Genomic DNA, 17,819 nt, shown 5'->3' with positions numbered 1-17,819 from the left:
GGAGTGGTCTCTATGACAGTTGCCGATTATGCTGCAGATTACAAGCATGTTTGGGGAGTGGACCAAGATTTTTATAAAAGTGTTGAGGAATCATGCAAAACCCTATATATTGAATCCCTTAAGGATTTACCGCCAGATGTTAGAACTGCTTTAGAAAGAGCTTACGAAAATGAAGAATTAGAAAGTGGTAAAGAGATTCTAGCAACACTCATCAAAACTGTTTCTACTGCGGATGATCAAAAATTATTAATCTGCCAAGACACAGGAATTCCTGTATACTTTGTAAAAGTAGGCAATCAAGTGCGGTTTGATGGTCTAAGACTAGAGCAAGCCATTAGAAAAGGAACGGAGCGGGCAACACTGGAGCACCCATTAAGAAGCAGTATTGTAAACACATTAACGAGAAAAAACCATGGCACTTCTACCGGAAACCAAGTCCCTATTATTCACTATGAATTTGTGGAAGGAGATCAAATTGAAATTCTAATTGTTCCTAAGGGATCAGGTTCTGAAAACATGAGTTATTTAAAAATGTTAACGCCCGCCGCCGGTATTGAAGGGATTAAAAAATACGTCTTAGAATGTGTATTTGAATCTGGCGCCAACCCATGTCCCCCTACTATCGTGGGAATCGGAATCGGTGGAACAGCAGATAAATGTGCAGCACTTGCGAAAAAAGCTGCGGCACGTGAAGTGGGTTCTCCTAATCCGGATCCAATTGTACGGGAACTTGAGGAGGAACTGTTTGCCTTAATCAATAAATTAGGATTAGGTGCACAAGGCTTAGGAGGTAGTACAACAGCATTAGCAGTCCATATTGAAGCAGCAGATACCCATATGACATGTAACCCAGTAGCTGTCAATATGATGTGTTGGCCTGCACGTAGAATGAGAGCGACCTTCAGTCAAGGGGAAGATCCTAGAATTTCATTTTAAATGTTTTATAATTAAACCCAATGGTTCATTTGATTTTTTAAAAAGGGTCACCTATTAAACTCAATTTCATCCCCCAATTAGGGAGATGAAATTGAGTAAAGAAAACCTTATTCCTTTCAACCAAAGATTTTACTGATAGTCACAATTTAAGCTGGAGGTTTTCATATGAGCAGCGAACTTCAATTAGAAAAATCCGCCGTCTCCAATTCGAAAATACCATTTATAAGGTCACAAAATCTTCCGGGTATTGGTTTAACAGTTGTTATTGGGCTAATCGCCCATTCTTTGGGAAAGGACTTCCCCCTGATCGGCGGGGCGGTCATTGCGATTGTTATCGGAGTCCTGATGAGACAGTTTCTTGTTGTTCCCGAAGTGTTTTTCCCCGGAATCGGCTATACTCTTAAAAAGTTATTAAAACTGGCCATCATTCTTCTTGGCTTTAGCTTTAGTTTTTCTGAGATCTTCCAGTTGGGAATAAATACGCTAATTATCGTATTAGTTGCAGTCATCCTCGGTATTGGCCTTACCTATTTCATCGGAAGGTTATTTAAACTAAAAGGGAATATTCCCCTGCTCATTAGTTTAGGGACTGGAATATGCGGGGCCACAGCAATTGCCACGACAGGGCCAATCCTAAAAGCAAAAGATGAGGACATCGTCTATGCAGTGAACACCATTTTTGCCTTTAATGTATTAGCTGTCTTAGTCTATCCTCTAATTGGCCATTTGCTTTCCATGCCGGATAGTATGTTCGGGGCATGGGCGGGTACAGCCATCCATGACACTTCTTCTGTTGTTGCAGCTGGATATAGCTACAGTACAGAAGCTGGGGATGCATCCGTTGTAATTAAATTGATGAGAACATTAATGCTCGTGCCTGTTGCTGTCCTATTATCAATCTATATTTCTTTTAAAAACAAAACGGCGAATTCCGATCAGAAGAAAGTAAAAATGAGTAAGGTTTTTCCGTTCTTTATATTATTTTTTGCTGGGGCTGCTGCGATCAATACGATTTTCCCTTTGCCATCCAGCTTTATCGAGCCCACTACGTTCATTGCTAAATTTGTCATTTTAATGGTCATGGCCAGTGTAGGCCTAGGAACTGATTTAAAAAAGATTAAATCTGTAGGGATACGCCCTTTAATGGTTGGGTTAATTTCATCCATTATCATGGGAGCTATCAGCTTACTTCTAATTATTGTCCTATTTTAATAAATTTTATAGACTAATCGTTTAGTTGCCTTTAGGATGACAAGGTTTAATAAATCCACTAGGAGGGGTACTATGGCACATTATAGATTAAAGGCTCCGTTGACAGATGAGGATATTAAGAAGTTATATGCTGGGGATACAGTCACTTTAGATGGGATCATTTTCGGAATCCGTGATGCAAATCTAATCCGTCTCTTTGATAAGAAGGTGGATCTGCCAGCTGACCTTGTTCCCCAATTACAAGGATCAATCGGTCTCCATACGGCTCCGGGAGTAAGAAAGTTAGAGGACGGTACATACGAAAAGGTGAGCATTGGCACGACCACAAGCTATCGTATGGATCGTTTTACAAGGGGATTAATGCAAGATTATGGCATGAAAGTCATTATTGGAAAAGGAGGACTCCTCGAGGATGGGAGTCAGGCATGTGTTGATTTTAATGGTTGTTATTTCTCTATCCTAGGAGGATCGGCAGCATTGGAGACGACACAGGTAGAAGCCATTGAAGATGTATGGTGGGAAGATCTGATGCCTGAAGCCATATGGAAATTCAGGGTAAAGGATTTTGGGCCTTTAATTGTCTCTATTGATTCCCATGGGAACAATAAATACAAGGATATTAAGAAAATTGCAAAAGCAAATCTAGATCAAATATTAAATCAAATTTAAACATGGAGAAATGAACGGAAAAAGGCAATAGTTCTATTTAAATAGGATTCTTGCCTTTTATCTTCTAGTTATTACAGTTTAATAAATAAGGGGGGCATTGTATGGAGGAAGGTTGGATCTTCCTATTCCTGATTGTCCTAATATCTTCTTTACTGCAAACAAGTACGGGCTACGGATTTTCAGTTATAAGCACACCGTTTTTATTTTTGCTCTACCCCGTGCATACGGCCATTCAAATTAGTATTATTCTTTCCCTTTGTCTTTCCATCTTTATGATCTTTAAAATAGGAAAAGACATCGATAAAGCCCTATTAATACGTTTAATAAAAGGAAGTAGTGTAGGAACCCTCTTAGGAATTCCGATTTATCTTTATTTGGATGTCACCCTGCTAAAGATCATCGTGGGTGTACTGATTCTGATTTTCACGGTTCTTCTTATTTTAAAATTAACCATCAAGCAAACAAAGAAAAGGGACATCTTGACTGGTGGAATATCTGGCCTTCTAACGACAAGCATGGGAATACCCGGTCCACCCTTGTTGCTTTATTTTTCTGGAAGTGCAATGGATAAAGATAGCTTTCGGAATATTCCATTAGTCTACAATCTCTTTGTCTACCTCATTAGCTTAATATTGCAAATCATATTTAGCGGTACGAGTTCAGTCGCTTGGACTTCTTCCCTTATATCCATTCCTGCGCTTTTTTTAGGCATATTGCTGGGACAGTTCTTTTTTAAGAAGGTCAGTCAGGGCACATTTCGATTGATTTCCTATCTGATTCTACTCTTTACAGGCGGTTATTTGATTATCATGAACTTCTTTAACGTTACTTAAAGGAAATCGTTCATACTTTAATAAAAAGCAAAAAACGTGCAGCTCTTTGAACTGTACGTTTTTATTTTCTTCTTTTTTGCTCAAGAATAAATATCAAAGAAAAGCTTTATACTTACAAGCAGAATTAAGTACGCCGCAATTCTCTTTAATGTTATTGAATTCAGTCTTTTTGTTATACGGCCGCCAATTTGGGCACCCACGATTCCCCCTATAATCAGCATAAACGCATAACCTATTGGAATGGAGCTAATACTCAGTTTAGTAATCAAACTCCCCGATGCTAAAAGAAAACAAATAAGCAGACTGGATCCTATTGCATTTTTTATAGGAATTTTGAAAACAAATATCATAAGTGGAACAAAAATAAAACCCGCCGCAATTCCTACTAATCCCCCTGAAATCCCTATCATAAAACAGGCCAGTACAGTTAGGATGGTTGAAAAAATGGTAAATTTAAAAGGTTCCGATTCCTCATTTGATTTATAGGGAATTTGCATTACAATGGCAGCCGTAACAGCCAGAAAAGCAAAGATGGTACGTAAAAGAAAGTCAGAGGAATAGGAAGCTAATAGAACCCCAATCATACCGCCAATAAACGCTGGAATTCCCATAATTAAGACTACTTTGCGTTCGACAAGTTTGTTCCGTATATAATAAAATCCGCCAGAAAGCGTTGAAAAAAAAGTTTGCATAATAGAAAAGCCAGCTATCGTGTGCATCGGGAAAGTTTTACCTGTCAGCAAAGGAAAAACAAACATTAGCATAAAGACTACAATAATTCCTCCTCCAATTGATAACAAGCCCGTAATCATTCCAGATAAAAAACCGATTAACAACATAGTTAAATACATGTTTGAGCTCCTTAATTTAATTCTTGGTTAATCCCTAAACTCTACTAGGTATGAGCTACATGAAATACGATATTATTTATCCTCGGCAATAACAATTAGATCAGTATTAATACAAATTGCCGAACAGGCGGAAAAAACTATTTAGAATTAGATTGATTTGTAATTATCTTCATTAACATTAATAACCCAATGACCCAACCAATAATTTCATTTAATCACAATTTTAATAAAAATTCAATATTTTCTTAATAATCTGTATGTTATTCTTATATATAAACAACAATTAACCTCTATGATTATAATCAAAGGGTATTGCTACTTTATGCTCAAAAAACAAATAATATATTGATTTTTTCGAAAATTTAAATATAATAAATAAATGAAGAGTGGCTGGGTGTCTCGGCCACCGGGAATTGCAAAGGCTTACATTAAAATCGAGGAGGTTTATACTAACTGCAAAAAATTAAAGAAATAAATGTGGTACAGGATTGAAGAAAGTTCTGGAGTACTTTTTTGTGTATTTAGGTAAGGGCAATAAATTTACAAAACCATTATAAACGGGGTAATCAGACATAGTTTATAACCTTCTTTATCCCTCGTAAAGGAGAGGTTTCTATGACAAGAAAAAAGAATGATCAGAATTTTTTTAAAAGGGTTCCGTATCCGTTTTGGGTTTTCAGTACTCTAGCAATTGGATTTTCACTTGGTTTATTTGTACCTGACAATCCTGTGGTACATGGTCTAGCTCTAAGCGGACAGTATTTTCCTAAAGGCATCGTAACATTTGCTACAGCTATTATCTTTTTTCTATTAGCTGGAGCAGCAGTAAAGTTAATTATGGTACATAAAGATAAGGCTGGCCAATTGTTTGGGAGAATCTTTGCGTCATACTTAGTTTTAGGATTGACAGCTGTAGGATATGCTGCACTTTTTATTTTTTTAGTTGCAGGTCTGGATTTTACCACAGAAGGTGCGGAAGTAGCAGGATTCTCTACATTTATAATGAGTATATTAGGTACATTTAAAACAATTATCACCCAGCAGCCATTATTGCAGATTTTAATTGCCTCCGTATTAATTGGGTGGATAGTTGCTACTAACAAAAAATTCGAGCCCATTGCAAGAAATATTATGGTTATTAGCGATTATATTTTAGCAGCATTTAAGTGGCTGCTTTGGTATTATCCAATCATGATTGGATGTTTAGCGATAAACATTCCGTTAAAGTTTGGGACTGAAGGAGTTGCCTATTATGGTAAAACCGTCCTTTGGGTATTTATTTTAGCAACAACATGGACACTCCTGATCATTGTATTGACAAAAATTATCTCCAAAAGAACATGGTCGCAAATATGGAAATATTACTTTACAGTCTATTCAACAGGTTTTGGGACCGGAGGGTCTTATGATACACTGGCGGTTAACATTATTTCTGCTGAAAGAGATTTAGAATTAAAACCAGAATTCGCTGAGACATCCGTTGTGTTTGGCACAGTATTAAATAAAAGTACTTCTACAATGGCTGTATTAATTGTGACAGTAACGACCTGTGCTATGATGGATATTCCACTTTCCTTATCTGAAATTTTATTATTAGTGTTACCTATGTGGATTTTGGGCTTAGAATCACCAGGCGTTCCCGGGGGGGCGGGATTTTTCATGTCTCCTGTTATAGCTACCATTCTGCAAGTACCAGATCCAGCGTTATTTATCACAACCTTTATTACTATGTACTCTGGCTTTATCCCAATGATTTGTACTGCAGTCAATACAACAGATGATGGTCTAATCGGAGCAATGGTACAAGATCGTTTTGCACCTATGAAAACAGCGCCTGCTCCAGCTATAACTCAATCTAGAAAGTCATCCTAATTTCAAAGGGGGAATAATGAAATGAAGGTATTAGGTTATATTCTTTTTGCAATCGGAATTTGGATGATGGTCTCCCCTCAAGCAACACTTGGACTAAAAGAGCTAAAATGGATGGCTGATTATGCATTTCCAGGGGAGGCACTTATAGGAAGCATAGTAGTTGCAGGTTCTTTAATGTTCTTTGGGAACCCTAAATCTAAAGATGTTAAACATAATAAGAGATTTAATAGCTAACAATATAAAAAGCCCAATTTCTTCGTTTTAAAATGGAGGAATTGGACTTTTTTCTTTACTACAGAAAAGGGCACTATTTTTGGAATAAGTATATAAATTACACTCTATTAAAAACTAACGTCACGTGTTTGATATAGTTTGGAGAGTTTCTCTTTTTGGACATCTTGTCTTCTAGGATTATGGATAAATATTTTACCCTTACATTTGATCATGGTATTCACTAGGATTAATTCTAGCTTCAATTAAAGTAAATCGTTCACTCTGTTGTGAGATTTTAACCGCCTCACGTATTCATTAACATTCTCTACAACGACACCTATACCGCCATAGTCTTTTGCTAATTGATCATAGGCAGGAGCAATAAATTCGACTCCCGTACTTTCATAACCCATTCGCTGCTGCTATAAACAAATTAATCTAAACATATTATCCGGAGAACAGCCAGTGTAACTGGAAGTTGATCTTGATTTCAAAGGGCAATTCTCCCGTAATCATATCTAATCCAGCATCCCCCATAAAGGCAACGACTTTTCGGTCAGGATGCGCAAGCTGAGCGCCAATGGCTGCTTGCAGGGCATATCCCATTGTCCCTAACCCATTGGATTGCAAAAGTTCTTTTGGATGCAAGCATTCCCAAACGTGGTTTAATATAATTCGGTAGCTGCCTGTATCAACAATGGCAATAGCATCATTAAGCAAAAGCTTCCACCTTTTACTTCCACACCCGCTCAAAAGTTACTTCGTTATTTTCATTTCTTAAGAGAAATACATCAGGATTGCTAAGTTTTTTCCAATCATCGAAGCCGAAATCATTTTTATAATACTTTAATAGCAAGGACATTAAATTCCCATGTGTCACAATGATAGTATTTTCTTTTTCTCCGTTAAAAATTTCTTCTGCCACTTCAACGATTCGTTCCATTGCAGCTTGACTACACTCGCCGCCTTCAAATTTCAGTTCCATAATATTAAAGGTTGTTCTTAGTTTTTCTAGCCAATCAGGAAGATTTCTGGTGCTTAGTATACGTTCTGTTAATTTTCTATCAAGCTCAATCTCTATATTTAATCGCTTGGCAAGTGGGTCTATAGAGTCAATCGCTCGTTTATATGGGCTTGAAATAATTCGATCGATTTTCATTTCTGAAAAAAACTCAGATAACTCTAACGCTTGTTTCAAACCATTAACTGTTAGTTTTGATTCAGGTGGCTGCCCATCTGCTTCACAATGCCTAATAACATAAATTTTCTTCAATTTATCCGTCCCCCCTCTTCCATCTTTATCCTTACAATATAAAAATTTTAAACAGAAATACAGTCATGTCCTTTATATAATTTTAGAAGGCAATTTCAGTTTCCATATGGTAGGTATTTTTAACACTTTTTCTATCTCCTTCACCACTTTTCCATGCAGTTCCAATTTAATAAGCAGCAGGAATACTAGATCTATTAGAGAATAATTTATTTAATATAAAAAGATCGGAGGATCAGCATGTTAGAGGTTAAAAAAATTACACAAGAAATGACTTATCGTCTTAGACATACTGTCCTGCGTCCTCACCAAACAATTGAGGACTGTAAATATGATACAGACTATGAACCTGGGGCGCTTCATGTTGGAGCATTTTCTCATGGCAGACTAATCAGTATTGCTTCCTTTTGTATCGAAAAGAATCCTGATTTTTCTATTGAAATGCAATATCGCTTACGAGGAATGGCTACTTTAGAAGAGTTTAGAAAGCTAGGAGCTGGGAGATTAATTATTGCCTATGCCGAAGATTTAGTAAAAGCTCAGGGGTTTGACCTTATATGGTGCAATGCCAGAACCTCTGTACAGGAGTATTATAGTAGAGTAGGCTTTAACATACATGGTGATGTTTTTGATTATCCTCCTATTGGTCCGCATATCGTGATGTTTAAAAAACTTTCGTAAATAACAACGGTCAATCTTCATCGAGATTGACCGTTTTCCCTATCTTAACTTGGTCCAATTGATGATATTATAGAGTTTTCCTCTGTTGAAAAGGGACTAAAGAATTATTGGACCTATTTATTCTATAGTTACGGACTATAGTTCCGTTGATATTGGCAAATAAGCATATTTTTATGAAATTATGGACTATGTGTCCTAAACCAACGTGAATTAAGGTGTTTTCTTGGATATAGCGGATTCTCTGTCCGTTCAAAAGACAAGGGTTGCTATTTTTGACCTTCCAAATTAATTATTAATTCAACCACGTTAAATCCTGTTATTTACTGGAATATTTTAGCAAAAAGATAAAGTGGGACTCCAACCATTAACATTCCAGCAAGTAAATAACAAATACTAGTCAAAATAAACTTAAAGATATCATAGATAGCCCCAGCCAAGTCATCAACAAACTTTGCCATTTCTACCCCTCCAAAAAAACTTTAATTATAATTATAACATTTTCCCCTACTCTTACATGCTTGATTAGCAAAATCACATATTTTCTCGCGTATCGAAATTAAATACCATCTCCAATAGAATTTTGTAAAATGCTCAAACTCTTTCATTTCATAAATTATCTGCTTTTGGACAAACTTAATGTTGGCAGTACTACAATAGTTACTTGTGTTTTAACAAAAGGAGGAGCAAAGATGTCCACTACAAATGATTCTATACAAACCAAAATGGAAAATATTTTTAACAACACTTGTGGAACATGGCAAAATTGTACCGAGTCAACTATCCAATTGTTCTTGGAACAGTGCCTAGAAAATAATATAGATCCACAATTTTGTATGAGTTGGGTGGAGCAGCATAAATCAGAGATATCTGACTGGCAAGATGTTTCAAAGGTCTCTCTTGACTGGGTTAATGAGCATACTTCAACTGGATCCCCTGTTTCGTTTTCTGAATAGCAACTTGACCCGTTAGTGGAGAGAATTCCTGACTCTCCACTTCAGCCTATTATTAAAAAAGCGTCCCTACATTTTGTAGAAACGCTCGGTTTTACATTCAACTGCTGCATTATTTCGGTATGCCAATTGCCTGAAACGGATAAAATCGAAACTTCACTTCTCCGATGATTGATTCATATGGAATAAAACCAATATGCCTGCTGTCCTTACTATTTAATCGATTATCACCCATTACAAATAAAGAACCTTTAGGCACTTCTTGCAATTCAAAGTCACCAGTCAGCTTATGAAATGGATTGTCAGCTTTATTTTCCTTTAAATATGATTCTTCAAATGCTTTTCCATTAATGTAAAGAACATCGTCTTTCATCTCGATGCGATCACCTGGAAGTCCTATTACTCTCTTAATATATTTTTTGTCTTCCACATCAGGGGCTTTGAATACGATCACATCAAACCTTTGAATACTAGCCGTCTTACTTATTACAACCTTTTCTTGATCTAGAAAAGTAGGGGACATGGATTCTCCAAAAACAGTTGTAGGCGAGAATAAGAATTCCCTACATATAAAAGCAATTATGAGTGCAAATGCGAGTGATTTTATCCAAGAAAAGATTTCTTTTTTTGTATTTTCTTTCATCGTTTCTCTCCTTACATTAAACCTAGTTTTGTTCTTTAATTCGATTACCAAGTGTTCAATTTTTAGTTTCCCTTTATATTAATTCGTTGTTATTATAGGATAAATTCCTTCCGGCAAATTCTTGATTAATATACCTATAAAAGGTTGTTATTTTCGCTGAAACTCCTCAAACCAGAGAAGTGCTTTCTGTTCCATTTCCTTCACGAAATCTCTTTTGGCTTGACTATATTCTCTTGAGTTATCGAACTTCTCGGCCAGCTCTTCTTTAAAGCGGCTATAATTTGCTGCTTCATCTGGGTGGGACCGAAGAAAATCCCGAAAAATTAAGTGCCTATCAATTTGAGCGTTATCATATTGATAAATATGAATATGATGGGTTCTATTTTCACCGCCTTTTCGAAATAACCTTCTACCCGCAATGCCCCATTCCCCCGCTACATCATAACCAAGAGAGTCCATTTTGTGGTTGAATAAATCAACCTTCGCAATGTTTTTAACAATACACATCATATCTATGACAGGCTTTGCCTTCATTCCTCGAACTGACGTACTCCCAAAATGTTCTATTCTAATGATCTCATCGCCAAAAATTGTGTTCAGCATTTCAGCCTCAGTTTGAAACATTAGAGCCCACTCTTCACTAAAATTAGACAGTCGAACTTTCATGTGGGTCCTCCATAGCTCTTTTAAAGCATCTCAGTTAATGAATGCTCTTCTATTATCTCAATATTTCTTTTGCTTTTTGGCATGTTTGGATAAAGAAAAATTCACTTTTCCCACATCCATAACCGATTTACCTATATTTTAACATTAAAATGGGTAAATTTGTAATTTTAAACATGCATTTACAAGCTTCTTTTTTTAAAAAATTTCCCAACAAAATCGCATGATGGCTCCCTAGTTAGTTTACGAAAGGTATTCGATTATGACGTACTAGCCATTCAAATCCGATGGGAGCGTAGGCTCACTTAACCACGAATTCAGGTATTCAATAAACTTTTTTGTAGCTGGGGCAAGGGTTTTAAAGGATGTAGCAGCAATACCAATTGTCCGGTAATTTTCTCCCTCTAATTGAAGAATCCGCACGTTAGCTGGGACCCGGTGTAATACCATTTGAGGAAGTATACTGATTCCCATTCCATTTCCAACCATTGAAATAATGGCTTGGTCATCTGTAAGTTCAAATTTAATATTAGGCGTAACATTATTTTCTTTTAACATTCGGGTTAAATCGTTATCGCTTCCTTTTTTCGACTTAATTAGAGGATCATCCTTGATCATGTCAAAGCAAATCTCATTTTGGTCAGCGAGAGGATGTTCATCTGAAACGATGCAGAGCATTCTATCTTTTTTTAGTGGAATCATTTCAAACTGTTGCAAGGTGGGCAAGGACACAAACCCAAAGTCAACCATACCTGTTGATATCCAATGCTCTATATCATCATAATCTCCTTCCAGCAGTTTGATTTCGATAGAAGGATGCCGCTCATTAAACACTTTCATGATTTCAGGCAGCCAGTGAATGGACACACTCGAAAAAGTGCCAATCCGGACTGTACCGATTTCCAGTCCATTGATATTAGCTATTTCTTGAATCATTTCTTCGTTCCATTTTAAAATTTCACGGATGTATGTTAAAATGCGCTCTCCATTGCTCGTCAAATGGATTCCTGAGCGTCCGCGATTGAGAATGGAAAATCCCCACTCCGTTTCAAGACTAGAAATGGCATGACTAACAGCAGATTGTGTTAAACCGAGTGCTTCCCCAGCTTTTGTGAGGCTCCCTAATTCCACAACGCTACTAAAAATCTCAAACTTTGCAAGAGAAAATTTGATCACTCCCTTTTCATGAAATTTATTCATGCATACCTTTAAAAACATTCATTTTTCTAATTCAAATTCTACATTTATAATGTAAAATAATCAATTTATAACAGGATAGGTGATGATGGAAAATGAATGGAAGTACGATGTTCGCTCAAGTAAAAAGGAGGGGTATAAATACTCAATTAAAGGCAGATTTCACGATGCTTGTGGTCACTTTATTTTGGGGGTCCTCCTATTTATTCATGAAGATGGGGCTTGAATCTATTCAAGGATTTAACTTGATCGCATTACGCTTCGGTATAGCTTTTGTTTTAGCAGGCCTCGTATTCTACAAACGCTTAATGCACATTGATTTTCAGACGATTAAATATGGATTTTTATTAGGTACCATCCTGTTCTCGGCCATTTCTGTTGTCACGATTGGGGTAAACTCCACGTCCGTCTCAAATGCAGGATTTTTATTTAGTCTCGCGGTTGTATTTGTTCCATTGATATTAGCCATCTTTTTTAGACAAAAAACTGAAAAACGGGTGGTAATCGGTGTCGTCTTCGCAATAGCAGGTATCGCCCTTTTAACATTGAATGATGGATTAAGCATTAGCTCTGGGGACTTTCTCATCATTTTAGGGGCTTTGTTTTATGCCATTTACATCATTGTGACGGATAAATTGACGAAGAATGTAGATTCTATTTCTCTCGGAATATTACAACTTGGTTTTACCGGGGCTTGGGGGCTGCTGCTATCTTTATTTTTTGAAAATCCACATCTTCCTAACACGACAGAATCATGGATATCTATTTTGGCATTAAGTATATTTTGCAGTGCGATTGGATTTATCGGCCAAACTGCTGCCCAACAATATACGACTCCCACACATACAGGTCTCATATTTTCTTTGGAACCCGTATTCGCAGCTTTATTTGCTTTTATTTTCGTTGGTGAAGTTCTTTCGGAAAAAGGATACTTGGGTGCCTTTCTTGTCTTAATCGGAATCTTAACAACGAAGATAGATTTTAAAAAGGTCATGATGAAAAAGGAATACAGCAGAACAATTGAAAGGGCTGAATCGTAGTTTAATATCCAGTGATGTATAAAAAGGCTTTCTTTATCTCTTTCAAACCATCCAACTAATATCTATTCATTAAAGAATCAAAAAGTCCCCATAAATTAGGTCTGATATGTTTCTGATGATTAATATGTGTTAACTAATATCCCCTTATGGTTAACACTTTATTTTATTAAAACAAATGGTGTGCGAAACTTGTTCCTGACTTTCAAACGGAGTTTGTGAAGAAGGTATTCAAGAGATTCATGAAGGGAAGGGCTTAAGAGAAGTTAAATAAGTCCCTCTTTTTTTATTTATTGGTATGGTTTATTTTACTGTTTCTTATTAATCCGTAAATAATAAGAACAATTAAAAATAGACATAGAATAATAAATGTAACAGTATAACCTATATTATTTTCTTCATAATTTTCAAAAGTAAACATTCCCATTGCAATAGCATTAATAAAAAGACTTAATAGTATTAGCGGATGAAAGTTTATTCTATCCATTATTTCCCACCCCCTATATTAAATTCTACCATATTGAATTCAATTTTTTAGCATGTATTCTCTTTGGAAAAAAGTCATTATTTTAGACACCTCAAAGTGTTACTTGTTCCCTGCAATTTAAATCCACTTTCATCCATCCATACATGTACTCCTAACTAGCCAATGATGAATTTGCTGCAAAACCACCGCCTTTTTCAACTACATATTTAAAGCAAAATTAGCCGTATTTTAATTTCTTTGAAGAAGTTTCAAATAATGAAACTCTTTCTGTATATTTTGAGTAAAAAAAATAAATCATCTATACTATCGGAGACTGAGGTGATGAAATGGCACAGAATGAATTATCGACATTGAAAAAAGGACTTTTAGTTTTAGAATTAGTAAAACAGCGTAAAGGCATTACATTAAGAGAAGTGATGGACGAACTGAAATTAAGTAAATCTACTGCTTTTCGGATTTTAACAACCTTAGAATATATGGGGTATGTGTATAAACTTCAAACTCAATATTTTATACATCATAAAATGTTTTGCGAAAGTTTTGAAAAGCGTTCAGTAATTGATTGGGCTTCATTACGTTCAATTTACCAGGTGGCACAAAATTACATTCAGGCAGTAACGCCATTTCAAAAGAAATAGAAACCCTCGTCAACAATTAACTTTTGGAGGTCAACAAAATGAAAGTAGCAGCAATCGTAGGAAGTATTCGTAAAGATTCATATAATTTACAACTGGCAAAGCATGTTCAAAAACGTTATGCCAATCAATTTGAGGTCGAGATTTTAGACTTAGCTCCCCTACCCATGTACAACCAAGATATTGAACTAGATGCACCTCAAGAAGTACTTGATTTTAAAGCAAAAGTTAAGGAAGCTGATGCCGTTCTTTGGGTAACGCCTGAATACAATTCATCTATTCCGGGTGTGTTAGGAAATGCGATTGATTGGTTAAGTCGCGTAGATAAGGTGATGAATGGTAAGCCATCCATTATTATGGGTTCTTCAATGGGGATTTTAGGTTCTGTAAAAGCACAAATGCATCTGCGAGACATTCTATTTGCGAGTGGATTAAATTCTCCAGTACTAGGTGGAAATGAAGTATACGTTGGCGCTGTTCATGAGAAATTTGACGCTAAAGGAAACTTAATAGATGAAGCAACAATCGCCTTCTTAGACGGCGTTATCGCAAACTTCCAAGAATGGATGAAACTATACGTGTAAAAATATAACACCTCTATTTTTCACATGCTGAGGTGTTTTTAAAGGAGTATTTCAACGAAAGACAAGTATCAAAACTTATTTCAAGACTTCACATCTAAAAGTGGTGTCCATGTAAAAAATCGTCTTATGATGGCCCCTATGGCTACATTTTCCGCAACTGAAAATAAAATGATGACGCAACACGCCGGACAATTGAAGCCAACTAACAACTACCGATCAACATCAAGCTATGATTCCAACTCCTTTATGGAAATTAATTTTGGAGGTCGAGGGATGGTTTCCAGTTGTACGATTGGAACATTTACAAAAAAAGTAGCTTTATGAGCTACTTTTTTTGTTTAGATTCTTCCCTTTATGTATAACCGGTCTTTAATCATATCCTGTTAATTTCCAGTTATCCATTAATTCTGTCATTTTTTCCGAAACAACCCAATAATCAGTATCTGCGTTAGAAGATTCAATGTTCGTTGCTTTTTGCCTTGAAAATCACGATATAGTAAAACGATATTTTAGAAGTACTATTCCTTTTTTAATATTTCCCTTTGATTCTTTATAAAATGATATCGATCCGTTTTAACAATATTGCAATCCGGAACGATTGGATTCTTTCTTAGAAGAATCGCGAACTTATTAAGTAACTTAGCTAGATTTGAGCGCTCAGTTTCTTCTACCAAGAATTCCAATCCATACTGGAATATACCAGGCTTTGCTTCGTGCATCCATACTACAGAACCATACATTTTAATCGTCTCACCTAAGATCTCCGTTTCAAATTCCAAAATAATATCACGATGAACAGTTAACCTTATATCAGATATAAACCTAAGACCTCCTAATCCAATATCTTCAATCAAAACATTCGTGCTCCCTAGTTCTACTTTTCTTCCGTGAATTCGAATTAGGGTCATAGAGGCAAGTAACGGAAAATCGAGATTTATCCTAAAATACTCCCGTTTATCTTCAAACTTATCAGTAGCGTCGCTCATTCCCGAAACTTCAAATTTGCCTATTTTTAACAGTTGAGCAAATTCATCTGCTGGGACAGGCTTGGAGAAAAAATAGCCTTGGATAGTATCACAATTGTAATTATTTAGGATCTGGAGATGTTCCTTTCTCTCTACTCCTTCTGCAACAACCTCCATTTTGAGGTGCTGTGCTAATTCAATTATGGTCTTCGTTATAAAATTGGAGTTATCTGGATCCGTCTCGCTTAAATCCCTTATAAAAGATTGATCTATTTTTAATGTATCTATCCTACCTCTAAAACGTTTAAGGTAGGAGAGTGAGGAATACCCTGTTCCGAAATCATCTAAGGCTATTCTAACCCCTATGCTCCTCAACTCATCTAAAGTAGCCAAAACCACCTTTTCATTTTCTAATAGAGATGTTTCTGTTATTTCAATTTGCAAGTAATCAGGTGAAAGCCTTGTTTCTTCTAGAATACTGACGATATTTCCCACTAGGTCTTTCTCCAAAAATCGACTGGCAGATAGGTTAATAGAAATAGGAATAGCCGGTAAGCCTTCCTCTTGCCATGCTTTATTTTGGGAACAAGCTTTATATTTGACCCATTCCCCTATTTCCGCGATTAAACCTGTTTCTTCAGCTAACGGAATGAATTCATCAGGAGATAACATTCCCCATTCTGGATGATTCCAGCGAATTAGAGCTTCAACTCCGACAATTTGATTTGAACGCGTGCAAACCTTTGGCTGGTAATAAAATTCTAGTTGATTTAACTCTATTGCACTTCGAAGTCCCGTCTCCAAATTAAATGTTTTGAAGGTTTGTATGTTCATTGAAGAGGTATAGATTTGGTAAGAATTCTTCCCGCTTTCTTTCGATTTATAAAGAGCAGAATGGGCGTATTTCATTAATGACTCTGTATCCTCCCCATCGGTAGGATAAATACTAATCCCGATACTTGTCGTAATAAAAAGCTTATACCCCTCAATAAAAAATGGTTCCTCTAATGATTTAATAATGGTTTCTGAATGTTTGATGATCTGATCTATATTTTGAATATTTGGCAATAAAACGGAAAATTCATCGCCGCCCAGCCTGGCTAGTATGTTCTTCTCCCCTAGACAGATTTTTAACCTTTTCGAAATGAGTTTCAGCAGCTCGTCTCCCACAAAATGTCCTAGAGTGTCGTTGATATATTTAAACCGGTCCAAATCGAGAAACATAACAGCCATTTTTTGTTGCAGCGTTTTACTTATAATTAATTCTTTTTCCAATTTTTCTTGAAAGAATCTTCTGTTTGGCAGTTCGGTTAAAAAATCATGATAGGCTAAATATTTGTTTAACTCCTCTGATTTTTTACGCTCGGTAATATCTTGTAGTGTGCCTATAATAGTAGATTGATCATGATAATACATTCGTTTTGAATGGGCTTCAATATCAATAATAGAACTATTTTTACTTATGATTCTAAAGGTATGATCAATGCCTTTCTTCCCATTGATTAATTGATTAAAAACTGACTTTATTTCAGCATGATCTTCTGGATGAATATAATCCAAAACATCTAATGGACTAGACGAAATCTCTGTTCCTAAAAGGTGATGCAGCCGTGGATTTCCATATATTAATTTATCATTTTGTATGATATAGACTCCAACTAGAGCTTCCTCAACTAGGCTGCGGAATTTTAATTCTGATTCTATTAATTCAATGGCGGTTTCCTTTTCTTCTGTAATATCTTTGGCTATCCCACTAACACCAACCACTTGTCCATTAAATTTTGCAGGGATAAGAGTGAGATTAATTTGAACCTTTCTTCCGGCTTTATGTATAAAAACAGTATCAATATGCTGCACTTCGCCAGAAAGAACTTTGTTAAAGCATTTTATATATATTGGGATTTCATTTATATAGAGAAATTGCTCGATCGCATGAAATACTATTTCGTCTTTTGTATAACCCAGGTATTCAGAAAACCCTTCATTAGGCATCGCAATCATACCTTCCTTATCTAGAAAGAAAACGGTGTCCGGGTTATGTTCAAATATGGAGCGAAAGAATATATCCGAAATTTCTATATGACTTGTTGAGAGATTCAATGTTTTATTAGTAGAACTCAC

Annotated in this window: 20 protein-coding genes; 11 read left to right on the top strand and 9 right to left on the bottom strand. The window is 36.0% G+C overall.

What is annotated here, in order from left to right; translation table 11 throughout:
- The first annotated feature begins 12 nt into the window (after positions 1–12).
- The 4 genes from RRV45_RS04185 to RRV45_RS04170 all read left to right on the top strand — a co-directional run bounded on the left by RRV45_RS04185 (position 13) and on the right by RRV45_RS04170 (position 3,650).
- Positions 13–936, top strand: a complete 924-nt coding sequence (locus RRV45_RS04185; protein ID WP_315667497.1) for a fumarate hydratase — start codon at positions 13–15, stop codon at positions 934–936.
- Between the two features lie 165 nt (positions 937–1,101).
- On the top strand, positions 1,102–2,148 hold the full coding sequence (locus RRV45_RS04180; protein WP_315667496.1) for a YeiH family protein: 1,047 nt from the start codon (positions 1,102–1,104) through the stop codon (positions 2,146–2,148).
- A 72-nt stretch (positions 2,149–2,220) separates the two neighbouring features.
- Positions 2,221–2,817: a fumarate hydratase C-terminal domain-containing protein gene (locus RRV45_RS04175; RefSeq protein WP_410489328.1), complete on the top strand. Its 597-nt coding sequence runs from the start codon at positions 2,221–2,223 to the stop codon at positions 2,815–2,817.
- Positions 2,818–2,918: 101 nt separating this feature from the next.
- The gene (locus RRV45_RS04170) at positions 2,919–3,650 is read left to right on the top strand and encodes a sulfite exporter TauE/SafE family protein (RefSeq protein ID WP_315667494.1); all 732 of its coding nucleotides are present in this window, start codon (positions 2,919–2,921) and stop codon (positions 3,648–3,650) included.
- Between the two features lie 80 nt (positions 3,651–3,730).
- On the opposite strand, the gene RRV45_RS04165 is transcribed toward RRV45_RS04170, so the two are convergent.
- On the bottom strand, positions 3,731–4,501 hold the full coding sequence (locus RRV45_RS04165; RefSeq protein WP_315667493.1) for a sulfite exporter TauE/SafE family protein: 771 nt from the start codon (positions 4,499–4,501) through the stop codon (positions 3,731–3,733).
- Positions 4,502–5,116: 615 nt separating this feature from the next.
- Here RRV45_RS04165 and RRV45_RS04160 point away from each other — a divergent pair.
- Entirely contained in the window at positions 5,117–6,373 is a 1,257-nt protein-coding gene (locus RRV45_RS04160; protein WP_315667492.1) for a cation:dicarboxylate symporter family transporter, read from the top strand.
- Positions 6,374–6,394: 21 nt separating this feature from the next.
- Positions 6,395–6,607, top strand: coding sequence for a hypothetical protein (locus RRV45_RS04155; RefSeq protein WP_315667491.1), 213 nt, complete (start codon positions 6,395–6,397; stop codon positions 6,605–6,607).
- Between the two features lie 242 nt (positions 6,608–6,849).
- Here RRV45_RS04155 and RRV45_RS04150 read toward each other — a convergent pair whose 3' ends face one another.
- From RRV45_RS04150 to RRV45_RS04140, 3 genes are read right to left on the bottom strand one after another with little or no spacing between them, the layout of a single operon-like run.
- Complete coding sequence (locus tag RRV45_RS04150; protein WP_315667490.1) at positions 6,850–6,999, bottom strand: hypothetical protein; 150 nt, start codon at positions 6,997–6,999, stop codon at positions 6,850–6,852.
- Positions 7,000–7,033: 34 nt separating this feature from the next.
- Positions 7,034–7,306 carry a thiamine pyrophosphate-dependent enzyme gene (locus RRV45_RS04145; RefSeq protein ID WP_315667489.1) on the bottom strand — a complete coding sequence of 91 codons (273 nt, stop codon included), beginning with the start codon at positions 7,304–7,306 and terminating at the stop codon, positions 7,034–7,036.
- Positions 7,307–7,319: 13 nt separating this feature from the next.
- Positions 7,320–7,859, bottom strand: a complete 540-nt coding sequence (locus RRV45_RS04140) for a histidine phosphatase family protein (RefSeq protein ID WP_315667488.1) — start codon at positions 7,857–7,859, stop codon at positions 7,320–7,322.
- A gap of 237 nt (positions 7,860–8,096) precedes the next feature.
- Here RRV45_RS04140 and RRV45_RS04135 point away from each other — a divergent pair, with 237 nt between their 5' ends.
- On the top strand, positions 8,097–8,537 hold the full coding sequence (locus RRV45_RS04135) for a GNAT family N-acetyltransferase (RefSeq protein WP_315667487.1): 441 nt from the start codon (positions 8,097–8,099) through the stop codon (positions 8,535–8,537).
- A 320-nt stretch (positions 8,538–8,857) separates the two neighbouring features.
- Here RRV45_RS04135 and RRV45_RS04130 read toward each other — a convergent pair whose 3' ends face one another.
- Positions 8,858–8,995, bottom strand: a complete 138-nt coding sequence (locus tag RRV45_RS04130) for a hypothetical protein (protein WP_315667486.1) — start codon at positions 8,993–8,995, stop codon at positions 8,858–8,860.
- A 231-nt stretch (positions 8,996–9,226) separates the two neighbouring features.
- Between RRV45_RS04130 and RRV45_RS04125 the strand changes: the two genes are divergently transcribed.
- Positions 9,227–9,490, top strand: a complete 264-nt coding sequence (locus tag RRV45_RS04125; protein WP_315667485.1) for a hypothetical protein — start codon at positions 9,227–9,229, stop codon at positions 9,488–9,490.
- 109 nt (positions 9,491–9,599) lie between these two features.
- On the opposite strand, the gene lepB is transcribed toward RRV45_RS04125, so the two are convergent.
- The 3 genes from lepB to RRV45_RS04110 form a co-directional block, all read right to left on the bottom strand.
- Complete coding sequence (gene lepB / locus RRV45_RS04120) at positions 9,600–10,130, bottom strand: signal peptidase I (protein ID WP_315667484.1); 531 nt, start codon at positions 10,128–10,130, stop codon at positions 9,600–9,602.
- Between the two features lie 147 nt (positions 10,131–10,277).
- On the bottom strand, positions 10,278–10,796 hold the full coding sequence (locus RRV45_RS04115; protein WP_315667483.1) for a GrpB family protein: 519 nt from the start codon (positions 10,794–10,796) through the stop codon (positions 10,278–10,280).
- A 267-nt stretch (positions 10,797–11,063) separates the two neighbouring features.
- Entirely contained in the window at positions 11,064–11,993 is a 930-nt protein-coding gene (locus RRV45_RS04110) for a LysR family transcriptional regulator (RefSeq protein ID WP_315667482.1), read from the bottom strand.
- A 134-nt stretch (positions 11,994–12,127) separates the two neighbouring features.
- On the opposite strand from RRV45_RS04110, the gene RRV45_RS04105 reads away from it, so the two are divergent.
- The 3 genes from RRV45_RS04105 (at position 12,128) to RRV45_RS04090 (ending at position 14,733) form a co-directional block, all read left to right on the top strand.
- On the top strand, positions 12,128–13,030 hold the full coding sequence (locus tag RRV45_RS04105; RefSeq protein ID WP_315668925.1) for a DMT family transporter: 903 nt from the start codon (positions 12,128–12,130) through the stop codon (positions 13,028–13,030).
- Between the two features lie 810 nt (positions 13,031–13,840).
- A complete protein-coding gene (locus RRV45_RS04095) occupies positions 13,841–14,152 on the top strand; it encodes a helix-turn-helix domain-containing protein (RefSeq protein ID WP_315667481.1) in 312 nt (103 codons plus the stop codon).
- A 38-nt stretch (positions 14,153–14,190) separates the two neighbouring features.
- A complete protein-coding gene (locus RRV45_RS04090; RefSeq protein WP_315667480.1) occupies positions 14,191–14,733 on the top strand; it encodes an NADPH-dependent FMN reductase in 543 nt (180 codons plus the stop codon).
- A 518-nt stretch (positions 14,734–15,251) separates the two neighbouring features.
- Here RRV45_RS04090 and RRV45_RS04085 read toward each other — a convergent pair.
- Complete coding sequence (locus RRV45_RS04085) at positions 15,252–17,819, bottom strand: EAL domain-containing protein (RefSeq protein WP_315667479.1); 2,568 nt, start codon at positions 17,817–17,819, stop codon at positions 15,252–15,254.

The organism is Bacillus sp. DTU_2020_1000418_1_SI_GHA_SEK_038 (genome assembly GCF_032341175.1).
Taxonomy (GTDB): Bacteria; Bacillota; Bacilli; order Bacillales; family Cytobacillaceae; genus Cytobacillus.
This window is presented reverse-complemented; position numbering and strand designations above follow the sequence as displayed.

Excerpts from the sequence above, each read along its gene's own strand:
- RRV45_RS04185 (WP_315667497.1), top strand. The coding sequence starts at position 13 with ATGACAGTTGCCGATTATGCTGCAGATTACAAGCATGTTTGGGGAGTG.
- RRV45_RS04180 (WP_315667496.1), top strand. The coding sequence starts at position 1,102 with ATGAGCAGCGAACTTCAATTAGAAAAATCCGCCGTCTCCAATTCGAAA.
- RRV45_RS04175 (WP_410489328.1), top strand. The coding sequence starts at position 2,221 with ATGGCACATTATAGATTAAAGGCTCCGTTGACAGATGAGGATATTAAG.
- RRV45_RS04170 (WP_315667494.1), top strand. The coding sequence starts at position 2,919 with ATGGAGGAAGGTTGGATCTTCCTATTCCTGATTGTCCTAATATCTTCT.
- RRV45_RS04165 (WP_315667493.1), bottom strand. The coding sequence starts at position 4,501 with ATGTATTTAACTATGTTGTTAATCGGTTTTTTATCTGGAATGATTACG.
- RRV45_RS04160 (WP_315667492.1), top strand. The coding sequence starts at position 5,117 with ATGACAAGAAAAAAGAATGATCAGAATTTTTTTAAAAGGGTTCCGTAT.
- RRV45_RS04155 (WP_315667491.1), top strand. The coding sequence starts at position 6,395 with ATGAAGGTATTAGGTTATATTCTTTTTGCAATCGGAATTTGGATGATG.
- RRV45_RS04150 (WP_315667490.1), bottom strand. The coding sequence starts at position 6,999 with ATGGGTTATGAAAGTACGGGAGTCGAATTTATTGCTCCTGCCTATGAT.
- RRV45_RS04135 (WP_315667487.1), top strand. The coding sequence starts at position 8,097 with ATGTTAGAGGTTAAAAAAATTACACAAGAAATGACTTATCGTCTTAGA.
- RRV45_RS04130 (WP_315667486.1), bottom strand. The coding sequence starts at position 8,995 with ATGGCAAAGTTTGTTGATGACTTGGCTGGGGCTATCTATGATATCTTT.
- RRV45_RS04125 (WP_315667485.1), top strand. The coding sequence starts at position 9,227 with ATGTCCACTACAAATGATTCTATACAAACCAAAATGGAAAATATTTTT.
- lepB (WP_315667484.1), bottom strand. The coding sequence starts at position 10,130 with ATGAAAGAAAATACAAAAAAAGAAATCTTTTCTTGGATAAAATCACTC.
- RRV45_RS04115 (WP_315667483.1), bottom strand. The coding sequence starts at position 10,796 with ATGAAAGTTCGACTGTCTAATTTTAGTGAAGAGTGGGCTCTAATGTTT.
- RRV45_RS04110 (WP_315667482.1), bottom strand. The coding sequence starts at position 11,993 with ATGAATAAATTTCATGAAAAGGGAGTGATCAAATTTTCTCTTGCAAAG.
- RRV45_RS04095 (WP_315667481.1), top strand. The coding sequence starts at position 13,841 with ATGGCACAGAATGAATTATCGACATTGAAAAAAGGACTTTTAGTTTTA.
- RRV45_RS04090 (WP_315667480.1), top strand. The coding sequence starts at position 14,191 with ATGAAAGTAGCAGCAATCGTAGGAAGTATTCGTAAAGATTCATATAAT.